We start from the raw sequence: 19,071 nt of genomic DNA on the forward strand, positions 1-19,071 counted from the left end.
CTAATCGCCTTGCTCGCCTTCCTACATCGTCTGGGTGAGGATTCCTGACGATGCGAAAAGCAAGAGAGCACAATGGACGCAACAGCGCATATCACGATCGACGAGACCTCGCTCCGCTACGATGGCTGGCGCATCGTCGTCGTCTGCTTCCTGCTCGCAACCTTCGGCTGGGGACTCGGCTTCTACGGGCAAAGCGTCTATGTCGCCGAACTGCAGAGGCTGCACGGCTGGCCGGCCGCGCTGATCTCGTCGGGCACGACATTCTTCTATCTGTTCGGCGCCGCGCTGGTCGCCTTCGTCAACGAGGCGATCAGGGCGTTCGGTCCGCGGAATTGCCTCATCGCCGGGACCTTCGCGATGGCGGCGGCCGCGGTCGCGATCGGCGAGGTGCGCGAACCCTGGCAGCTCTATCTTGCCGATGCCGTGCTGGCGTTCGGCTGGGCCGGCACCAGCCTCGGCATCATCACCAATACGCTCGGCCTGTGGTTCGACACCAAGCGCGGCATGGCGATCAGCCTCGCGCTGAACGGCGCGAGCTTTGGCGGCATCGTCGGCGTGCCGCTGCTGGTCGCGGGAATAGGATATTTCGGCTTCTCCGGCGCGATGCTCGCCGCCGCGGTGCTGATGATCGGGCTGATGGTGCCGGTGATCCTGATCTTGGTCGGGGAGCCGCCGGCTCACCTCCAAGCCGTCACGGCCACGGCCGCCAACGCGCCATCGGCGACGCAGATCCGCGCGCGGGCGCTGCGCGATATCGGCTTCCTCTCGGTCAGTATCGCGTTTGCGCTGGTGCTGTTCGCCCAGGTCGGCTTCATCGTGCACCTGATCTCGTTTCTCGACCAGGTGATCGGCCGCGAGCGGGCGACGGTGGCGATGGCAATGCTGACGGCCATGGCCGTGGTTGGCCGCGTCTCCTTCTCCGTTGTGATCGACCGGCTCAACCAGCGGCTCGCCTCAGCGCTGTCCTTTGTCAGCCAGGCGGTCGCGCTCGGCATCGTCATCAACGTACATAACGACATTGTGATGATCGCCGCCTGCGCGCTGTTCGGCTTCTCGGTCGGCAATCTGATCACACTGCCGGCGCTGATCGTGCAGCGCGAGTTCGACCCGCGCTCCTTCGGCGTGCTGGTCAGCCTGATCACGGCAATCAACCAGATCACATACGCGTTCGGTCCGGGTGCGGTCGGGCTGCTTCGCGATATTTCCGGGAGCTACGCGCTGCCGTTCTATGGCTGCATCGCCCTAGAACTCGCAGCCGCGGTGCTGGTCATGATCCGCGGGCGCGCAGGAGGTCTTCGACATCAAGCCGTTTCGTAAACATGGCAAGCTTGCCATCCTCGGTGCGCGGCCACTCCGACTCGGGCCGGTCCCGATAGAGTTCGACGCCGTTTTCGTCGGGGTCACGCAAATACAGGGCCTCGCTGACGCCGTGGTCGCTCGCGCCGTCGAGCACGATACCGGCCGAGAGCACGCGATGGAGCGCGTCGGCGAGGGCTGGACGCGTCGGATACAGGATCGCCGTGTGGAACAGGCCAGTCGTGCCGGGCGGAGGCGGGTGTCCGCCCTTGCTCTCCCAGGTATTGAGGCCGATGTGGTGATGATAGCCGCCGGCGGAGATGAAGGCCGCGCCAGAGTTCTGGCGCTGCTGCAGCCCGAAGCCGAGCACGCCGCAATAGAAGTCAAGCGCGCGGTCGAGATCGGCGACCTTGAGATGGACGTGCCCGATCCGCGTGCCCGCGATGATGGGTGGATTTTGCGGCATGTCGTGGCTCCGTTCACTTTAAGGTCGTTCCCGGGAGTGGGAATCCGTAGCCCACATAGGATTGGAATCCACGGATGGAAGAGCGGCCGACTTCAAAACGTATCGTGTCGGACGCATCCCGATTGCGGATGCAAGGATTTGGCCTACGCCAGCTCCGACAATTCGCCGCCGGGCACCTCGAACTCGAACGTGTTCAACGTCATCGACACCATCGTGTAATAGCCGCACAGCCCGATGATCTCGACCACGCCGCGCAGGGTCAGCAGTTCGACCGCCTCGTCATACAGCGCTTTCGCCACGCCGTGGCCCTCATGCAGCGACTTGGCAACCTCATAGATCATCTTGGCCTTGGGATCGTCGAAGGTCGGGATGCGACGCACACGGATGTCCTCGATGATCCTGGGATCCAGACCGCCCTTCAACGCCAGGCGCTTGTGCGCGTACCATTCGTAATGCGCAGTCCAGTGCCGCGCCGTGACCAGGATCGCGATCTCCGACAGCCTGGCCGGAAAGATGGTGTCGAAGCGCAGCACCTCGCCGAGCCGCGTGGCATGCCGCGCCATCTCCGGGCTGTTGAGCCAGGCCATCATCGGCGCCGGCGGGGCGCCGCGCTTGCCGGCGATCGACTCGTCGTAGGTTTCCTTCTGCGCCGCGTTCATTTCGCCTGGCGAAAGCAGCTTCAGCCGCATGTCCGTTTCCTCTTGTTTTTCAACCATTATGACCTCCCGCGCATACACCCGATCACGCGGGGTGACCACCGCTGCCACGGCATGGCGCGGCCGCAAGACGTATTGAATTCCGCGATGCGGCGGCTAAGGTCGAACCCAATTCGTCAATGTCGATCGGAAACGCGCCATGTCTGACCTGGAGAAATTCCGCCGCGAAGCCCGCGCCTGGCTGGGGCAGAACTGCCCGCCGGAGATGCGCAAGCCGATGGCCTCGGACAGCGATACGTTCTGGGGTGGCCGCAACGCAACGTTCTCGTCCGAAGCGCAGCGCGTCTGGTTCGAACGCATGCGCGACAAGGGTTGGACCGTACCACATTGGCCGACCGAATATGGCGGTGGCGGCCTCGATGGCGAGGAGGCCAAGATCGTGCGCCAGGAGATGGCGGCGATCGGCGCGCGTCAGCCGCTCACCTCGTTCGGCATCTCGATGCTTGGGCCCGCGCTGCTCAAATACGGCACCGACGAGCAGAAGAAGGAGCATCTGCCGAAGATCACCGCAGGGCTGATCCGATGGTGCCAGGGCTATTCCGAGCCGAATGCCGGCTCCGACCTCGCCTCGCTGCAGACCCGGGCCGAGAGCGACGGCGACGACTATGTCATCAACGGCCAGAAGATCTGGACGTCGTATGCCAACCATGCGGACTGGATATTCTGTCTTGTGCGGACCGATCCGGCGGCGAAGAAGCATGACGGCATCAGCTTTATTCTCTTCGACATGACGTCGAAAGGCGTATCAACCAAGCCGATCCTTTTGATCTCAGGCTATTCGCCATTCTGCGAAACCTTCTTCGACAATGTGCGGGTGCCGAAGGCGCATGTCGTGGGTCAGGTCAATCGCGGCTGGGATGTCGCGAAATACCTGCTGCAGCATGAGCGTGCGATGATCTCGGGCATGGGCGAGCGCGGCGTCGGCCGTCCGCTCGGCCAGATCGCAGCCGATTCGATCGGCGCCGACGAACAGGGCCGGCTCGACGATGCCCCGTTGCGCAGCCAGATCGCGAGCTTCGAAGTCGACGAGGCGGCACTCGCCGCGGCAGCCGAGCGCGCGGTCGATCTCGCCAAGGCCGGCCAGTCGCATCCGGCGTTTTCCTCGGCGATGAAATATTACGGCACCGAACTCAACAAGCGCCGTTACGAGATCCTGATGTCGGCCGGCGGCATCGACGCGCTGGAATGGGAAAGCGAACGCTCCAGGGGCGGCGCCCGGCCGCGCGCCTGGCTGCGCACGAAAGCGAACTCGATCGAGGGCGGCACCAGCGAAGTGATGCTTGGCATCGTGGCAAAGCGCATCCTCGATCTGCCGGGAGCGTGAATGAAGTTCCTCATCCTGCGGGGCGCGGAACGTACGTCTGGAAGGATGAGGCACCGATATCAGCCTTATGGCTCGAGACGACGCTGACGCGCCGCCTCACCGTGAGGGTCAACAGTGAATGCGATCGAAGATCAGAATAGCGGAATCCACCCATGGCTCTCGTCCTCACCGAAGAACAATCCATGCTGCGCGACAGCGCGCGCGGCCTCATCAGCGACAAGGCACCGGTGTCGCATCTGCGCAGCCTGCGCGACAGCAAGGATGCCACCGGCTTCTCCCGCGAACTCTGGAGAACCTTTGCCGAAATGGGCTTCTCCGGCTTGCTGGTGCCGGAAGAATTCGGCGGCAGCGGGCTCGGCTGTGTCGAGGCCGGCATCGTGATGGAGGAGATCGGCCGCACGCTGATGCCTTCGCCGTTCCTTGCGACCTCGGTGCTCGCGGCATCTGCGCTGTCGCGCGGCGGCAACGAGGCGCAGAAGGCGCAATACCTTCCCAAGGTCTCCGACGGCTCGTTGCTTGCAGCGCTCGCGATCGATGAAGGTGCAAAACATCGTCCGCTGCAGACCAAATTGCAGGCGACGCGCGCCGGTAACGGCTTCAAGCTTAATGGCGACAAGGCGTTCGTGGTCGACGGCCACACCGCCGATCTCCTGATCGTCGCTGCGCGCAGCGCGGGCGCCGCAGGCGACAAGAACGGGCTGACGCTGTTCCTGGTCGATCCGAAGTCAAAAGGGCTCGCGATCGAGCGTATCGCGATGGTCGATTCGCATAATGCTGCGCGAATCGTGTTCGACCATGTCGAGGTCAACGCCGACAGTGTGCTCGGCGAGGTCGACGAGGGATACGCGTTGCTCGATGGCGTGCTCAATATCGGCCGCGGCGCCGTCGCCTCCGAAATGGTGGGCCTGAGCGAGGAGGTATTCGGCCGCACCGTGACGTATCTCAAGGAGCGCAAGCAGTTCGGCAAGGCGATTGGCGAATTCCAGGCGCTGCAGCACCGCGCGGCGCAGCTCTATATCGAGATTGAGATCACCCGCGCCGCCGTCTTGAAGGCGCTTCAGACGCTCGATGCCGATCCCGGTAAGGCCGGCACGGCGGTTGCGGTTGCAAAGGCGCGCGCCGGAAACACCGCAACGCAGGCCGTGCAGGAGGGTGTGCAGATGCACGGCGGCATGGGCATGACCGACCAGTTCGACATCGGCTTCTTCATGAAGCGCGCCCGCGTCTGCCAGGAACTGTTCGGCGACAGCAACTTCCACGCCGACCAGTTGGCGCGCGCCAAGGGCTATTGACCGTCGTTCCTCATCGTAAGGAGCCGCGAAGCGGCGTCGCGAACAATGAGGCCGGGTCGGCTGCTTCGTCCCTTGAGAAGGCCGCTTTGCGGTCTCCTCAGAATGAAGCGATGCCGGCGCGTTTACCTGATCGGCGGCGCGTACTGGATGCCGCCGGCATTCCAGAGCTGATTCATGCCGCGCGGGATCTTGAGCTTGGACTCGCTGCCGACATTGCGGTCATAGACCTCGCCGTAATTGCCGACATGCTTGATGATGCGCACGGCCCAGTCCTTGGTCAGGCCGAGGTCCTCGCCATAGCTGCCCTCGGTGCCGACCAGGCGCATCACCTCGGGCTTCTTCGACTTCAGCGCCTCGTCGATGTTCTGCGAGGTGATGCCGAGCTCCTCGGCGTTGATCATGGCGTAGAGCGTCCACTTCACGATCATCATCCAGTCGTCGTCGCGCAGGCGGACCACCGGCGCGAGCGGCTCCTTGGAGATGATGTCGGCCAGGATGGTGTGGTCAGTCGGTTTGGGAAGGTTGAGCCGAAGTGCGTAGAGCTGGGAGGCGTCGGCGGTAAGGGTGTCGCACTGGCCCGATTCATAGGCCTTGACCACCTCATCGAGCTTTCCGAACTTCATCTCCGTGTAGTTCATGTTATTGGCACGGAAATAGTCTGCAAGGTTGAGCGCCGTCGTGGTGCCGGCCTGCACGCAGACCTTGCTGCCGTTCAGGTCGAGCGCGGAATCGATGTTGCGCGCGCGCGGGAGCATGAAGCCCTGGCCGTCATAGAAGGCCACCGCCGGGAAGTAGAGGTCGTAATTGGTCTCGCGCGACATGCTCCAGGTCGAGTTGCGCGAGAGGATGTCGACCTTGCGGTTTTGCAGCTCCTTGAAGCGTTCGCTGGCGTCGAGCGGGACGAACTTCGCCTTCGACGGATCGTCGAAAATCGCCGCCGCCACCGCGCGGCAGAAGTCGACATCGAACCCGGTCCAATTGCCCTTGTCGTCGGGGATCGAGAAGCCCGGCAGGCCCCTGTTGACGCCGCACAGCACCTCGCCACGGCGGATGGTGCGCTTCAGCGTGCGGGTGTCGTAGCGTTCATAGGTGATGGCGGCGGCCGCGACCAGCACGGCGACCGCGAGCCCGATGGTCAGGCCGCCTCGAAATGTGCGCATGGATTTTCTCTCGCCAATTATCGGAAGAACGGGTCGAAGCGGACTGAAGGCTACAGTTGGGGCTTCTGGCGGACGATCACCTTGGTGCCGACCGGTACGCGGTCGTAAAGATCGGCAACGTCGTTGTTGACGAGGCGGAAGCAGCCGGAGGAGACGGCGGTTCCGATGGTGTCAGGCCGGTTGGTGCCGTGGATACGATAGACCGTGGTACCGAGATACATCGCGCGGGCGCCAAGCGGATTGCCGGGACCGCCTGCCATGAAGCGCGGCAGATAGGGCTGGCGCGCGATCATTTCGGGTGGCGGTACCCAGTCCGGCCACTCGGCCTTGCGGGTGATGTTCAGCAGGCCCTGCCACTGAAAGCCTTCGCGGCCGACACCGATGCCGTAGCGGAGCGCACGGCCGTTACCCTGCACGAGATAGAGATGGCGCTCAGCGGTGGAGACGATGATGGTGCCCGGCGGCTCGTTGGTACGAAAATACACCACCTGCTTCTGCCATTCGGGATCGAGCTCATAGGATTCGTCGGCGACCAGGCCGGGCTCGTCGGCGTCCGGGCGCTTCTGCGCAAAGCTTTGCGATGTCGACAGCACGAGGACGACCGCGGCAATCAACATCCAGACCAGGTGACGCAGTTTGGTCATGCAAAGCTCTCCTTGTGGCGAGGCAGGTGGTTCCTCCCATCCAGCCCCGGAACCATCAAATCTCAGTGGCGGCTTGATGGCAAGTTTATGGCGGGTAGGGTCAATATGTTGCTGTAATGCTTTTGTTTTTCGTCGCGTGATCCGGGGGCGGCGCCATCTGCTCTATTTCGTCGCGATCCAGAGCCGCAGAACGTATGAGATCAGCGCCACCGTGCCGACGCCGCCCAGCCAGAGCGCGACGAACCACAGCAGACGCTGTGTCAGCGGCCGTGGATTCGGATGGGACCGCATCAGTGATACCCGCTTTCTGGCCTGACCTTGCCGCGGAATACCCAGTAGGCCCAGGCGGTGTAGCCGAGGATCAATGGGATCAGCACTGAGACGCCGAACAGCATGAAGATCTGGCTGTTCTCGGGCGAGGCCGCCTGCCAGATCGTGATGCTCTGTGGCACGATGTAGGGAAACATGCTGATGCCGAGCCCCGCATAGGATAGCGCGAACAGCGCAAGCGTCAGGAAGAACGGCTGGTAGTCGTATTTATTGGCAAGCGCGCGAAGCAGCATTGCAGTAACGGCGGCGACCGCGATCGGCACCGGCGCGGTGAGGATGATGTTCGGCCAGGCGAACCAGCGGTGCGTGTATTGCACGTGCAGGAACGGCGTTGCGATGCTGACGGCGCCGATTGCCCCCAGCATTGCGGTCAACAGCACCCAGCTCAGGCGATAGGCGCGGTCGCGCAGGATTCCTTCCGTCTTCATCACAAGCCAGGTCGCGCCGAGCAGTGCATAGCCGATCACGAGCGACACGCCGGTCAAGATGCTGAACGGCGTCAACCAGTCCCACCAGCCGCCGGCGTATTGGCGTCCCTCGACATGAATGCCCTGCAGGATCGCGCCGAGCGCAATCCCCTGTGCCAGCGAAGCGAGCAGCGAACCGCCGGAAAAGGCGAGGTCCCATTTGTTGCGCGCCGTCCGGGTGCGCCAGCGGAATTCAAAGGCGACACCGCGGAATACAAGGCCGAGCAACATCGCGATCATTGGCGTGTAGAGCGCCGGCATCAGCACAGCATAAGCGAGCGGAAACGCCGCCATCATGCCGCCGCCGCCGAGCACCAGCCAGGTCTCGTTGCCGTCCCACACCGGCGCCACGCTGTTCATGATGACGTCGCGATCGGCCTTTTGCGGAAACAGCGGAAACAGGATGCCGAGGCCGAGATCGAAGCCGTCCATGACGACATAGACGAACACTGCAAAGGCGATGATGAAGGCCCATATCGTGGCAATGTCCACGGCGAAGCTCATCGCGCACCCTCCGCGGCAGCGCCTGCCGCCGGCGTGATGCCGGCGGCGCGGGCAGGAATGTGGCTGTCCAGGCCATGCTCACCCGGATGCGGCGGTTGCGCCATCAGCCGCAGCAGATAGACCACGCCGGCGATGAAGACGATGAAATAGACGATGACGAAGGCGATCAGCGAGGAGCCGACTGCGGGCGCCGCCAGCGGCGAGGCGGAATCCGTCGTCCGCAGCAGTCCATATACCGTGAACGGCTGCCGGCCGGTCTCGGTGGTGATCCAGCCTGCGAGCACCGCGACGAAGCCGGCCGGTCCCATCGCGATGGCAAACAGGTGCAGCAGGCGCGAGCTGTAAAGTCCGCCGCGCCAGCGCATCCACAGGCTGAGCAGGCCGAGCCCGAGAATCAGGAATCCGAGTCCGGCCATGATGCGGAACGACCAGAACGTGATCGGCACCGGCGGCCAGTTTTCCCGAGGCACGGTGTCGAGGCCGGCCATCGGCGCGTCGGGCGAATGCTTCAGAATGACGGAGCCGAGTTTCGGGATCTCGATCGCGTAGTCGACTCGCCCGGCGGTCTGGTTGGGCAGGCCGAACAGGATCAGCGGCGCGCCGTCCTTGTGGCTTTCGAAATGGCCCTCCATGGCCATGATCTTCACCGGCTGATGCTCCAGCGTGTTGAGGCCATGCTGGTCGCCGGCAAGGATCTGGATCGGCGCCACCAGGGTTGCCATCCACATCGCCATCGAGAACATCACGCGGGGACCCGCAAGATGCTGGTCGCGCAACAGGTGATAGGCTCCAACCGCGCCGACCACGAGCGAGGTGGTGAGGTAGGCCGCCAGCACCATATGAACGAGGCGGTAGGGAAACGACGGATTGAAGATCAGCTTCAGCCACTCGTCGGCGACAAACTGCCCGTCGGCGTTGACCGCGTGGCCTGCCGGCGTCTGCATCCAGGAATTGGCCGAGAGGATCCAGAACGCCGAGATCAGGGTGCCGATCGCGACCATCAGGGTCGCCAGGAAATGCAGCCTGGGGCCGACTCGTTCGAGGCCGAACAGCATCACGCCAAGGAAACCGGCCTCGAGGAAGAAGGCGGTCAGCACCTCATAGGCCATCAAGGGGCCAATCACGGGACCGGTCTTGTCGGCGAACGCCGACCAGTTGGTACCGATCTGGTAGGACATCACGATGCCCGACACCACGCCCATGCCGAAGGCGACCGCGAAGATCTTCAGCCAGTAATTGAACAGGTTGATGTAGACCTCGCGCTTGGTCGCAAGCCACAGCGCTTCCAGCACCGCAAGGTAGCTTGAGAGTCCGATCGAGAATGCGGGAAATATGATGTGGAACGACATCGTGAAAGCGAACTGCGCCCGGGCGAGCGCGACAGCATCCCAGCCTTCCAACATCACGCGCCATCCATCGTCGGTTTCCTGGGCGCGATACTTCCCGAACCAGCTTCCACTCTTCGGGATCGCGCCCGACCCGGCACCCACCTTACCACGCCAGGCTTGGCGATAGTACGGTGCTGATGGTCGCGCGGCTCAGCTAATGGCGTCGAGCAGCCGTGCAACCCGTCCGGAGCACGTTTGGGATCGAGATCAAGGGCGCACGGGATCGCGCTCGGCACCTATGCCTGCATCGAGAATGACGCATCAAAGCCGAGCGAATCACCGCGGGAGGGGTGCCGCGCCTTGCGGGTCAGACCTGTCGAGGCCCCGAGGATGGCAGCATCGGCAGGGTGCAAGGCGCGGCGACCGTGGCGACACCGGCAAGCCGCGCAAGAGCAAGATCGCGCACCGGTATCCCGTTCATTTGGCTTCCCGGCTCGTCATTGGGCCGCTCCGGGACACATGATACCTTTCGTAAAATGTCTCGTGCCGTTACGGCGCCCCAAGCTTGGAGAACGTCACGTCTGTGTGACTCCGGCCGGGCCCTCCTCACCACGGCGCCGCCATATACAGGGCAACCCGGCCGGGGGGCATCCCGGCCGGGTTGTTGGAGGTTGCTTGGGAGACTTGGAAACTTGGTTCAGCGGGTACCCGTCCCGCGTTCGCTGGAGATCACGCAGACCTCCGTGGATGGTTTGAAGCTGCAATCCACCACCTGCTCGCGAACCAGCATCGTGCCGCTGTGCGGGAGGCGCGGCGCAACGTTCTGGGTGGACAGCGAGGCCAGGGTAGAGACGGCGCCGAGCGGGATGATGAGGAAGCGAAGGGAAGGCTTCAGCATGTCATTCTCCTGTTCGGCGTTGGCGTTGCGGCGTTAGTTGCGGGTATAGGGACCGAGCTTTTCCGCGTGATGTTTCAATTGTTTCGTCACTGGAGTCTTTTGGCTTAGACGCAATTGGCGAGCCGATAACTATCTAACGTAATGCGCTAAGGCTGTTTCACGCGGCAACACTGTCCACACCGGCGACCTTCAACAACTCGGCGAGTTGCTTGCGAGCGTAGAACATCCGGGTTTTCACCGTGCTCTGCGGGATCCCGATGATGAGTCCGGCTTCTTCAACCGACTTCTCATGGTAGTAAACGAGGTTGATGATCTCGCGGTGCGCCGGCGACAGCTTGGATACGCATGCGCGCAGGATTTCGCTGGTGGTGGCGCGATCGAGGGAGGATTCCGGCGTGTCGGCGCTGTCGGCGATCTCCAGCACGTCCTCCTGCTCGATATCCTCATGCTTACGCTGGCGCAGCGCGGTCAGCGCTTTGAAGCGGGCGATCGACAACAGCCAGGTCGAGACCTGCGAGCGTCCCTCGAACTGGGCGGCGGTCCGCCACACGTCCAGAAACACCTGGCTCACCAAATCCTCGGCCATCGCGGTGTCGCGCACCATGCGCAGCACGAAGCGGTAGACCCGGACGTTGTGACGAGAATAAAGGACGTGCATCGCGGTGCGATCGCCCCTGGCGATACTCTCGAGCAGCATTTCATCCGAGGTCGCGCGGGCAGCGGCAATGTGCTTCTCGGCTGCGGCGTTGATGGCGATGACGTTCGGCATGACAGGCTCCCAGTACGCCGTTTGGCGGCGGTTCGTTGGGAGAATTGTTAGATAGCCCCCGTTTCCGGACGTCTGCGCGAAAAACGGAAAATGGTTTCGTGAGCGGGAGAATTGTTTCGTCGCGAGCCACGCGACGAAACATCCGGAGCCAAAAAGGCAGTTATTTCAATACGCGGAAAATACCACAGGCCGGATTCGAGGGGTCGGAACGAATCTGCCACAGGCGTCTTGAAGGTTCGGCCTCATTCCGCTGCCTGGAGGGTAGGCACTGGCTTCTTCGGTGCTATCCAGAGCGCCTCGGGCCGCTCGAACAGGAAGTTGGCGTGCGCCGCCAGGGCCAGCCGCCAGATCAGGAGCGCGCCGGCGACGCCGACGGCCGTCACGATCAGCGAGATCAGGCCGATGTCACCGATCACGGCGGTACGCAGCAGGATCGTTCGCGTCGCAGCCATCGGCAGGAAGAAAGCGAGATAGATGACGATCGAATGCTCGCCGCAATAGCGTAGGACGCCGAGCCAGCGCGCCCGGGCAAGCAGGGTGCCTGTAACGATGATCGCGCAAGCGCCGGCAAGCCCGAGTGCGAGCGAGACGAGCGGCGCTTCGCTTCCACCTGATGCCACCAAGCCGCCGTTCACCAGTGCCCAAAGCGCGAGCCCGAGGAGCGCGAGCGCAGGCTGCGACCGTGCGCGATCCGAGAGCGCGAACACATGATTGGCCAGTATGTAGCCGGTGAAGAAGTAGACGAAGCGGGTGCAGAACTCGTCGATCGCAGTCCATCCGGTCGAGACATGCATCGTCTCAAGCGCCGCGGCGACGAGCCATATCGCCAGCGGAGGAACGCTGCGTGTCAGTTTTGTGACGACGAAGAAAATCGGCAGCAGATAGATGAACCACAGCGTGCCGAACGGCTCGACGAAGGATTCAAGATACAGCAAGGCGACCTGGCTCCAGCCCGATGCGGCGGCCAACGACGGCGCCTTAAAGCCGAACTGGATCGTCACCCACAGCACATAGAAATAGGCGAAATGCACGACCTTGCGATCGAGATAGGTGCGCCAGTCGCGGTCGATCACGACGGAGAGGAAGAGCCCGGAAATCAGGAAGAAGTCCGGCATCCGGAACGGCTTTGCGAAGCCGACCAGCACGTGCATGAAGCCGGTCTGGTCGGCGGCCTTTTCCACACCCAGCACCGAATGCATCATCACGACCATGACGATGCAGATGCCCTTGGCATAGTCGACCCAATCGACGCGGCCGCCAGAGGCCCTTGTGGAACGATTTGTCGCCGCGGGTGTGCCGTTTGCGATCATCTTTGTCCTGTTTCGGCCTGATCGGACGCATCATCGGCGCGATCTGTTGATTTCGCCTTTACTCCTTCAAATGGCATGCCGGGGTACTGCGCAATTCCACGTTCCCCTTGGCCGGCAAATGTTCTATGAGGCGCACGAATTCCCAGGGGTCATTAACCATAGCAAGCGGGTTGTTCCATGCGCATCGCCATGATTGGCACGGGTTACGTCGGGTTGGTGTCGGGGGCCTGCTTCGCGGATTTTGGTCACCACGTGACCTGTGTGGACAAGGATGCCGGCAAGATCGCCGCACTTCATCGCGGTGAGATTCCGATCTTCGAGCCCGGCCTCGACGCGCTGGTGGCGGACAATGTGAAGGCCAAGCGCCTCGAATTTACCACCGACCTGGCGGCGCCCGTCGCGGAGGCCGATGCCGTATTCATCGCGGTCGGTACCCCATCGCGGCGAGGCGATGGTCATGCTGACCTCACCTATGTCTATGGCGCCGCACGCGAGATCGCCGCGGCGCTGAAGGGCTTCACGGTCGTCATCACCAAATCGACCGTGCCGGTCGGAACCGGCGATGAGGTCGAGCGGCTGATCCGCGAGACCAACCCGGAAGCCGACGTCGTGGTCGCCTCCAACCCGGAATTCCTGCGCGAGGGCGCCGCGATCCGCGATTTCAAATTCCCGGACCGAATCGTGGTCGGGACGTCGGACGAACGCGGGCGGAAGGTGCTCGGCGATATCTATCGGCCGCTGTCGCTGAACCAGGCGCCGCTGATGTACACGGCGCGGCGCACGGCGGAGTTGATCAAATACGCCGCAAACGCGTTCCTTGCCACCAAGATCACCTTTATCAACGAGATTGCCGACCTCTCCGAAAAGGTCGGCGCCGACGTGCAGGAGGTCGCGCGAGGCATTGGTCTCGACAACCGCATCGGCTCCAAATTCCTTCATGCCGGGCCCGGCTTCGGCGGCTCCTGCTTCCCGAAGGACACCCGTGCCCTGATCAAGATCGCGCAGGACCATGACGTCCAGCTTCGCATCGTCGAGGCGGTGCTCGGCGTCAACGACAACCGCAAGCGCGCGATGGCGCGCAAGGTCGCGAGCGTCTCCGGCGGCAGCCTGCGCGGCAAGACGATCGCGGTGCTCGGTCTCACCTTCAAGCCGGACACCGACGACATGCGCGAGGCGCCGTCGATCCCGCTGGTCACCGGCCTGCTCGACATGGGTGCGAAGGTGCGGGCGCATGACCCGGCGGGGATGGAACAGGCTCGCCATGAACTGCCGCAGATCGAATATTGCGACGATCCCTATGTCTGCGCCAAGGGCGCCGACGCGATGGTGCTGGTGACCGAGTGGGTGCAGTATCGCGCGCTCGATCTCGAGCGGATCAAGGCCGAAATGGCGCAGCCGGTTGTGGTCGACCTGCGGAATATCTATCGTCCCGAGGACATGGCCGCCCACGGCTTTGCCTATGACAGCATCGGCCGCCCGCCGCTGCCGCGGGCGTAGTAGCTCCATTACCGCTGTCATACCCCGCAGAGGCGGGGTATCCAGTACGCCCGGTTTTTGTAATCGGACATGACGGTGGATCACCCGCCCGCGCGGGTGGTGACGGATGATTGGTTTTGCCCCACAATTTCGATTCGCCGCTGCCGATCGATGCCGTGCTCGGTGAACTCGAGCGCACGCTCGATGGCCACAGTGCCGCGGTGCTGGTTGCGCCGCCCGGCGCCGGCAAGACCACGCGGGTGCCGCTGGCGCTGCTCGACGTGCCTTGGGCGAAGGACAAGAAGATCATCGTGCTGGAGCCGCGCCGCATCGCGGCGCGCGCCAGTGCCGAGCGGATGGCCAGGACCCTTGGTGAACGCGCTGGCGAGACTGTCGGCTACCGCGTCCGCTTCGGCTCGAAGGTGTCGCGCGCGACGCGGATCGAGGTTGTCACCGAAGGCATCTTCTCGCGGCAGATTCTCGATGATCCCGAACTCAGCGGCGTGGCAGCGGTGCTGTTCGACGAATTCCACGAGCGTTCCCTCGACGCCGACCTTGGGCTCGCGCTTGCGCGCGACGCGCAGACCGGCTTGCGCGAGGACCTGCGCATCCTCGTGATGTCGGCAACACTCGACGGCGCCCGCGTCGCGAAGCTGCTCGGCGACGCGCCCGTGGTGGCGAGCGAGGGCCGTGCCTTTCCGGTCGAGACGCGCTATGTCGGCCGCAAGATCAACGTGCCGCTGGAGCGGCAGATGGCGGAGACGATCGCGACCGCCCTGCGGGCGGAATCGGGCTCGGTGCTGGCGTTCCTGCCGGGCGCGGCCGAGATCCGCCGCACCCAGACCTTCCTCACCGAGCGCGTGCAGGACGCATCGGTCGAGATCGTGCCGTTGTTCGGCGCACTCGATGCCGGCACGCAGGACCGTGCCATCGCGCCAGCCCCGAAGGGGAGACGCAAGGTGGTGCTGGCGACCTCGATCGCGGAGACCTCCCTCACCATCGAGGGCGTCCGTATCGTCGTCGATTCCGGCATGGCGCGGGTGCCGCGCTACGAGGCTGACATCGCGCTGACCCGGCTCGAGACTGTGCGCGCCTCGCGCGCGGCGGTCGATCAGCGGCGCGGCCGCGCCGGCCGGATCGAGCCGGGGGTTTGCTACCGCTTGTGGGACGAGCCACAGACTGCTTCGCTTGTCGCTTACACCGCGCCCGAAATCCTCTCCGCCGACCTGTCGTCGCTTGTGCTCGATCTCGCGCAATGGGGCGTCAGCGATCCCGCTAGCCTTGCGTTCCTCGATCCGCCGCCGGCCGCGGCGCTGAAGGAAGCCAAATCGCTGCTCCATGAACTCGGCGCGCTCGACGGCGACGGCCGCCTCACCGCAGAAGGAAAGAGCCTGCGCGCGCTCGCCCTGCCACCGCGGCTCGCGCGGATGATCGTGGATTCGGCGCGCTTCGGCGCGGCGGAGGACGCGGCCGACATCGCCGCCATCCTCACCGAGCGCGGGCTGGGTGGCGACAACATCGATCTCGATGTCAGGCTCGATCAGTTCCGCCGCGACCGCTCGGAGCGCGCCGCGAGCGCGCGCAGCATGGCGCGGCGCTGGGCCTCGCAGGTGGAGGCTCTCGGGAGCGAGAAGGAGCTTTCCACCGGCGTCATGCTGGCCTTCGCATTTCCGGACCGCATCGCGAAGAATCGCGGCAATGGCAGTTTCGTGCTCGCCAATGGCCGGGGCGCAGCCGTGGAGCAGACCTCGGCTCTGGCGCGTGCGCCCTATATCGCGGTGGCGGAACTGACCGGCACTGCTGCGAGCGGCCGCATCCTGCTCGCGGCAACGATCACCCAGGAGGAGATCGAGCAACGTTTCGCCGACCAGATCGAGAGTGCGGAAGACGTGTCGTTCGATCGCAACGCGATGGCGCTGCGCGCGCGTCGCAGGCGTTCGCTGCATGCGATCACTCTGTCCGAAGCACCGATGCCGCTGTCGCCATCGGCCGAGACCGCGCGGACCTTGGCCGACGGCTTGATTGCCGCGGGCCTCGACCGGTTGCCCTGGTCGAAGCATTCCAGGCAATGGCGCGACCGCGTCATGTTCCTGCGCAGGGCCGAGGGCGAGAACTGGCCCGATCTGTCCGACGCCGCGCTCGCCGCCCGCGCCGGCGACTGGTTGGTGCCGGCGCTATACGACAAGACCGCGCTGAAGGATCTCTCCGCCGGCGACCTGTCGGAGGCGCTGATGTCGCTATTGCCCTGGGATCTGCGGGCGCGACTCGATCGCGAGGCACCGACCCATTTCGAGGCGCCGACCGGCACTCAGCTTGCGATCGACTATGAGGCCGAGCAGGGGCCGACGATCGCGGTGCGCCTGCAGGAACTGTTCGGGCTCAACATCCATCCCTCGATCGCACGGGGCGCGGTGCCGCTGGTTCTGGAATTGCTGTCGCCGGCGCAGCGGCCGGTGCAGGTGACGCGCGATCTCCCGGGCTTCTGGCGCGGCAGCTACGCCGCCGTGCGCTCTGACCTGCGCGGCCGCTATCCTCGCCACCCCTGGCCCGAGGATCCCGCCGGCGCAATGCCGACAAAACGGGTGAAACCGCGCGGCACCTGAGTTGTCGCGCCGGCGACCGACAGCTCTGAAAAATTGTCAGATTTGAGGGCCGGGATCACCGGCTCGCTCTTCAATCGTCCTTCTTCACCGGCGTATTAACCGTTCGCTCATCCTTTTCGCCAAAATGGCAGGGTCCTGTCCGCGCCGTCGCTCCCGGCGGGGCATCAGGCGTGGTCAAATTGGGTCTCCGGTTTTCCGAGTGTGGTGTCATGCGTAACCTGATGATCTTCGCGGCCATCATGATCGGGCTCGGCACGTTCATGGCGCAGATGGCGAGCAAGATGACGCCCGCCGCCGCGACCACAGCGGCGGGGCAAAAGGCCCCTCCCGGCGTCACGGTGGCCCAGGCCTCCGGCCGCACGCTGAGCATTCCGCGCGACTCCCGCGGCCACTTCGCGACCGACGGCCGGATCGACGGCCAGCGGATCGACTTCATGGTCGACACCGGCGCGTCGCTGGTTGCGCTGAACGAGAAGTCCGCAGCACGCTTCGGCCTGCGTCCGACGCCGGGCGACTACACTTCGAAGGTCACCACCGCCAACGGAACCATCAAGGCCGCGCGTGCGCGCATCGCGATGATCGACCTCGGCGGTCTCGTCGTGCGCGATGTCGACGCCATGGTGCTGCCGGACGAAGCGCTCTCCGAGAATCTGCTCGGCCTATCCTTCCTGTCGAAGCTGAGGCGCTTCGAATACGCCAACGGCCGGCTCGTGCTGGAGCAGTAAGAACCAACGCCTTGGTCGGCGCATCGCGGTGATTTCGTCACCGCCAATTCTGCCGCAATTTTCGGCCACCAGCCGTCACTCTCACCTTTCGCCCGGCCTGGGCCTTGGCTAAGGCTGCAGCGATGCTCATCCGCACTCGACGATAAGGCCGCTCCATGTTTCCGAAGCCGAAGTCCGCGCTGGTTCCGAATACCTATGCCTTCGAATCCGAGCCGATGGTGAAGCCGACCGGGTTTCGCGAATATGACGCGCGCTGGCTGTTCAACAAGGAAATCAATTTGATGGGCGTGCAGGCGCTGGGCATGGGGCTCGGCGCGCTGATCGCCGAACTCGGGGTCAAGCAGGAAATCGTCACCGGTCACGATTTCCGCGGCTATTCGGCCTCGATCAAGTATGCGCTGATCTCGGGCCTGATGGCGGCGGGCTGCAAGGTGCATGACGTTGGGCTTGCCGTCACGCCGATGTCATACTTTGCGCAGTTCGATCTCGATGTGCCCTGCGTCGCGATGGTCACCGCCTCGCATAACGACAATGGCTGGACCGGCGTGAAGATGGGCGCAAACCGCCCGCTCACCTTCGGTCCGGACGAGATGACGCGGCTGAAACAGATCGTGCTCAACGCGGAGTTCAAGAACAAGGCCGGCGGCTCCTACCAGTTCCACGAGAATTATCCGGCCCGCTACATCGCCGATCTCACCAATCGGCCGAAGCTGAAGCGCAAGCTGAAGGTCGTTGCGGCTTGCGGCAACGGCACCGCGGGCGCGTTCGCGCCGCAGGTGCTGGAAGCGATCGGTTGCGAGGTGATCCCGCTCGATACCGAGCTCGATCACACTTTTCCGAAATACAATCCGAATCCGGAAGACATGGAGATGCTGCATGCGATCCGCGATGCGGTGCTGGCGCACAAGGCCGATATCGGGCTCGGCTTCGACGGCGACGGCGACCGCTGCGGCGTCGTCGACAACACCGGCGAGGAGATCTTCGCCGACAAGGTCGGCGTGATGCTGGCGCGCGACATGTCGGCGATCCACAAGGACGCGCAGTTCGTCGTCGACGTGAAGTCGACCGGCCTGTTCGTCACCGACCCGGTGTTGCAGCGGCAGGGCGCGAAGACCGCCTACTGGAAGACCGGCCATTCCTACATGAAGCGGCGCACCAACGAACTCGGCGCGCTCGCGGGCTTCGAGAAGTCCGGCCACTTCTTCTTCAACAGGCCGTTCGGCCGCGGCTATGACGACGGCCTGGTCTCGGCGATCGCGATCTGCGAGATGCTGGATCGCTCGCCGGGCAAGTCGATGGCGGACCTGAAGGATGCGCTGCCGAAGACCTGGTCGTCACCGACCATGTCACCGCATTGCGCCGATGAGGCGAAATACGGCGTCGTCGATGCCGTGGTGAAGCATTTCGAGACGCTGAAGCAGAGGGGCGAGAAGGTCGCGGGCCAGCCGATCCGCGATCTCGTCACCGTCAACGGCGTGCGTGTCACGGTCGAGGACGGGAGCTGGGGCCTGGTGCGGGCGTCGTCGAACAAGCCGGAACTGGTGGTCGTGGTCGAAAGCCCCGTCGGTGAGCAACGCATGCGCGACATGTTCGAGGCAATGGATTCGGTGCTGCGTACCCATCCCGAGGTCGGCGAGTACAATCAGAAAATTTGAGCGGAGTAATCGCTGCAAACCTGGCTCTCATCAGCCGAGAATGCGAGTGATCCGGTGCGCCGCGGCCTCCCGATCGAAAACGACTGTCGCTGGAATACTGGATCGCCC

General features: G+C 64.0%; 17 protein-coding genes. 7 read left to right on the forward strand and 10 right to left on the reverse strand.

Annotated features, from left to right (window positions below; genetic code table 11):
- Positions 1 to 72 precede the first annotated feature (72 nt).
- On the forward strand, positions 73 to 1,317 hold the full coding sequence (locus JQ553_RS21100) for an MFS transporter (RefSeq protein WP_212501913.1): 1,245 nt from the start codon (positions 73 to 75) through the stop codon (positions 1,315 to 1,317).
- Here JQ553_RS21100 and JQ553_RS21105 read toward each other — a convergent pair.
- Positions 1,268 to 1,762: a VOC family protein gene (locus tag JQ553_RS21105; RefSeq protein WP_212501914.1), complete on the reverse strand. Its 495-nt coding sequence runs from the start codon at positions 1,760 to 1,762 to the stop codon at positions 1,268 to 1,270. The genes JQ553_RS21100 and JQ553_RS21105 overlap by 50 nt on opposite strands.
- Before the next feature lie 143 nt (positions 1,763 to 1,905).
- The gene (locus tag JQ553_RS21110; protein WP_212501995.1) at positions 1,906 to 2,451 is read right to left on the reverse strand and encodes a carboxymuconolactone decarboxylase family protein; all 546 of its coding nucleotides are present in this window, start codon (positions 2,449 to 2,451) and stop codon (positions 1,906 to 1,908) included.
- Between the two features lie 166 nt (positions 2,452 to 2,617).
- Here JQ553_RS21110 and JQ553_RS21115 point away from each other — a divergent pair, with 166 nt between their 5' ends.
- Entirely contained in the window at positions 2,618 to 3,802 is a 1,185-nt protein-coding gene (locus JQ553_RS21115; protein ID WP_212501915.1) for an acyl-CoA dehydrogenase family protein, read from the forward strand.
- A gap of 152 nt (positions 3,803 to 3,954) precedes the next feature.
- The gene (locus JQ553_RS21120; protein ID WP_212501916.1) at positions 3,955 to 5,094 is read left to right on the forward strand and encodes an acyl-CoA dehydrogenase family protein; all 1,140 of its coding nucleotides are present in this window, start codon (positions 3,955 to 3,957) and stop codon (positions 5,092 to 5,094) included.
- Positions 5,095 to 5,216: 122 nt separating this feature from the next.
- Here JQ553_RS21120 and JQ553_RS21125 read toward each other — a convergent pair whose 3' ends face one another.
- From JQ553_RS21125 to JQ553_RS21160, 8 genes are all read right to left on the reverse strand, one after another.
- Positions 5,217 to 6,254 carry an amino acid ABC transporter substrate-binding protein gene (locus JQ553_RS21125; RefSeq protein WP_212501917.1) on the reverse strand — a complete coding sequence of 346 codons (1,038 nt, stop codon included), beginning with the start codon at positions 6,252 to 6,254 and terminating at the stop codon, positions 5,217 to 5,219.
- Positions 6,255 to 6,304: 50 nt separating this feature from the next.
- Positions 6,305 to 6,898, reverse strand: a complete 594-nt coding sequence (locus JQ553_RS21130; protein ID WP_212501918.1) for a L,D-transpeptidase — start codon at positions 6,896 to 6,898, stop codon at positions 6,305 to 6,307.
- 162 nt (positions 6,899 to 7,060) lie between these two features.
- The gene (locus JQ553_RS21135; protein WP_212501919.1) at positions 7,061 to 7,189 is read right to left on the reverse strand and encodes a DUF2474 domain-containing protein; all 129 of its coding nucleotides are present in this window, start codon (positions 7,187 to 7,189) and stop codon (positions 7,061 to 7,063) included.
- A complete protein-coding gene (cydB, locus tag JQ553_RS21140; protein WP_212501920.1) occupies positions 7,189 to 8,199 on the reverse strand; it encodes a cytochrome d ubiquinol oxidase subunit II in 1,011 nt (336 codons plus the stop codon). Before cydB ends, JQ553_RS21135 begins: the two co-directional genes overlap by 1 nt.
- Complete coding sequence (locus JQ553_RS21145) at positions 8,196 to 9,602, reverse strand: cytochrome ubiquinol oxidase subunit I (protein WP_212501996.1); 1,407 nt, start codon at positions 9,600 to 9,602, stop codon at positions 8,196 to 8,198. The genes cydB and JQ553_RS21145 overlap by 4 nt, the downstream gene beginning before the upstream one ends.
- 622 nt (positions 9,603 to 10,224) lie before the next feature.
- A complete protein-coding gene (locus tag JQ553_RS21150; RefSeq protein WP_212501921.1) occupies positions 10,225 to 10,425 on the reverse strand; it encodes a hypothetical protein in 201 nt (66 codons plus the stop codon).
- 157 nt (positions 10,426 to 10,582) lie between these two features.
- Positions 10,583 to 11,194 (reverse strand): sigma-70 family RNA polymerase sigma factor, encoded by a 612-nt coding sequence (locus JQ553_RS21155; RefSeq protein ID WP_212501922.1) that lies wholly within the window; start codon positions 11,192 to 11,194, stop codon positions 10,583 to 10,585.
- A 242-nt stretch (positions 11,195 to 11,436) separates the two neighbouring features.
- Positions 11,437 to 12,504, reverse strand: a complete 1,068-nt coding sequence (locus tag JQ553_RS21160; protein WP_212501923.1) for an acyltransferase family protein — start codon at positions 12,502 to 12,504, stop codon at positions 11,437 to 11,439.
- A gap of 177 nt (positions 12,505 to 12,681) precedes the next feature.
- On the opposite strand from JQ553_RS21160, the gene JQ553_RS21165 reads away from it, so the two are divergent.
- The 4 genes from JQ553_RS21165 (at position 12,682) to JQ553_RS21180 (ending at position 18,963) form a co-directional block, all read left to right on the forward strand.
- The gene (locus JQ553_RS21165; RefSeq protein WP_212501924.1) at positions 12,682 to 14,001 is read left to right on the forward strand and encodes a UDP-glucose/GDP-mannose dehydrogenase family protein; all 1,320 of its coding nucleotides are present in this window, start codon (positions 12,682 to 12,684) and stop codon (positions 13,999 to 14,001) included.
- 116 nt (positions 14,002 to 14,117) lie between these two features.
- The gene (hrpB, locus tag JQ553_RS21170; protein ID WP_212501997.1) at positions 14,118 to 16,583 is read left to right on the forward strand and encodes an ATP-dependent helicase HrpB; all 2,466 of its coding nucleotides are present in this window, start codon (positions 14,118 to 14,120) and stop codon (positions 16,581 to 16,583) included.
- Positions 16,584 to 16,792: 209 nt separating this feature from the next.
- Positions 16,793 to 17,308 (forward strand): TIGR02281 family clan AA aspartic protease, encoded by a 516-nt coding sequence (locus tag JQ553_RS21175; protein WP_212501925.1) that lies wholly within the window; start codon positions 16,793 to 16,795, stop codon positions 17,306 to 17,308.
- Positions 17,309 to 17,463: 155 nt separating this feature from the next.
- Positions 17,464 to 18,963 (forward strand): phosphomannomutase/phosphoglucomutase, encoded by a 1,500-nt coding sequence (locus tag JQ553_RS21180; RefSeq protein ID WP_212501926.1) that lies wholly within the window; start codon positions 17,464 to 17,466, stop codon positions 18,961 to 18,963.
- The last annotated feature ends 108 nt before the right edge of the window (positions 18,964 to 19,071 follow it).

Source organism: Bradyrhizobium lablabi, assembly GCF_018131005.1.
In the GTDB taxonomy this organism is placed as follows: Bacteria; Pseudomonadota; Alphaproteobacteria; order Rhizobiales; family Xanthobacteraceae; genus Bradyrhizobium; species Bradyrhizobium lablabi_D.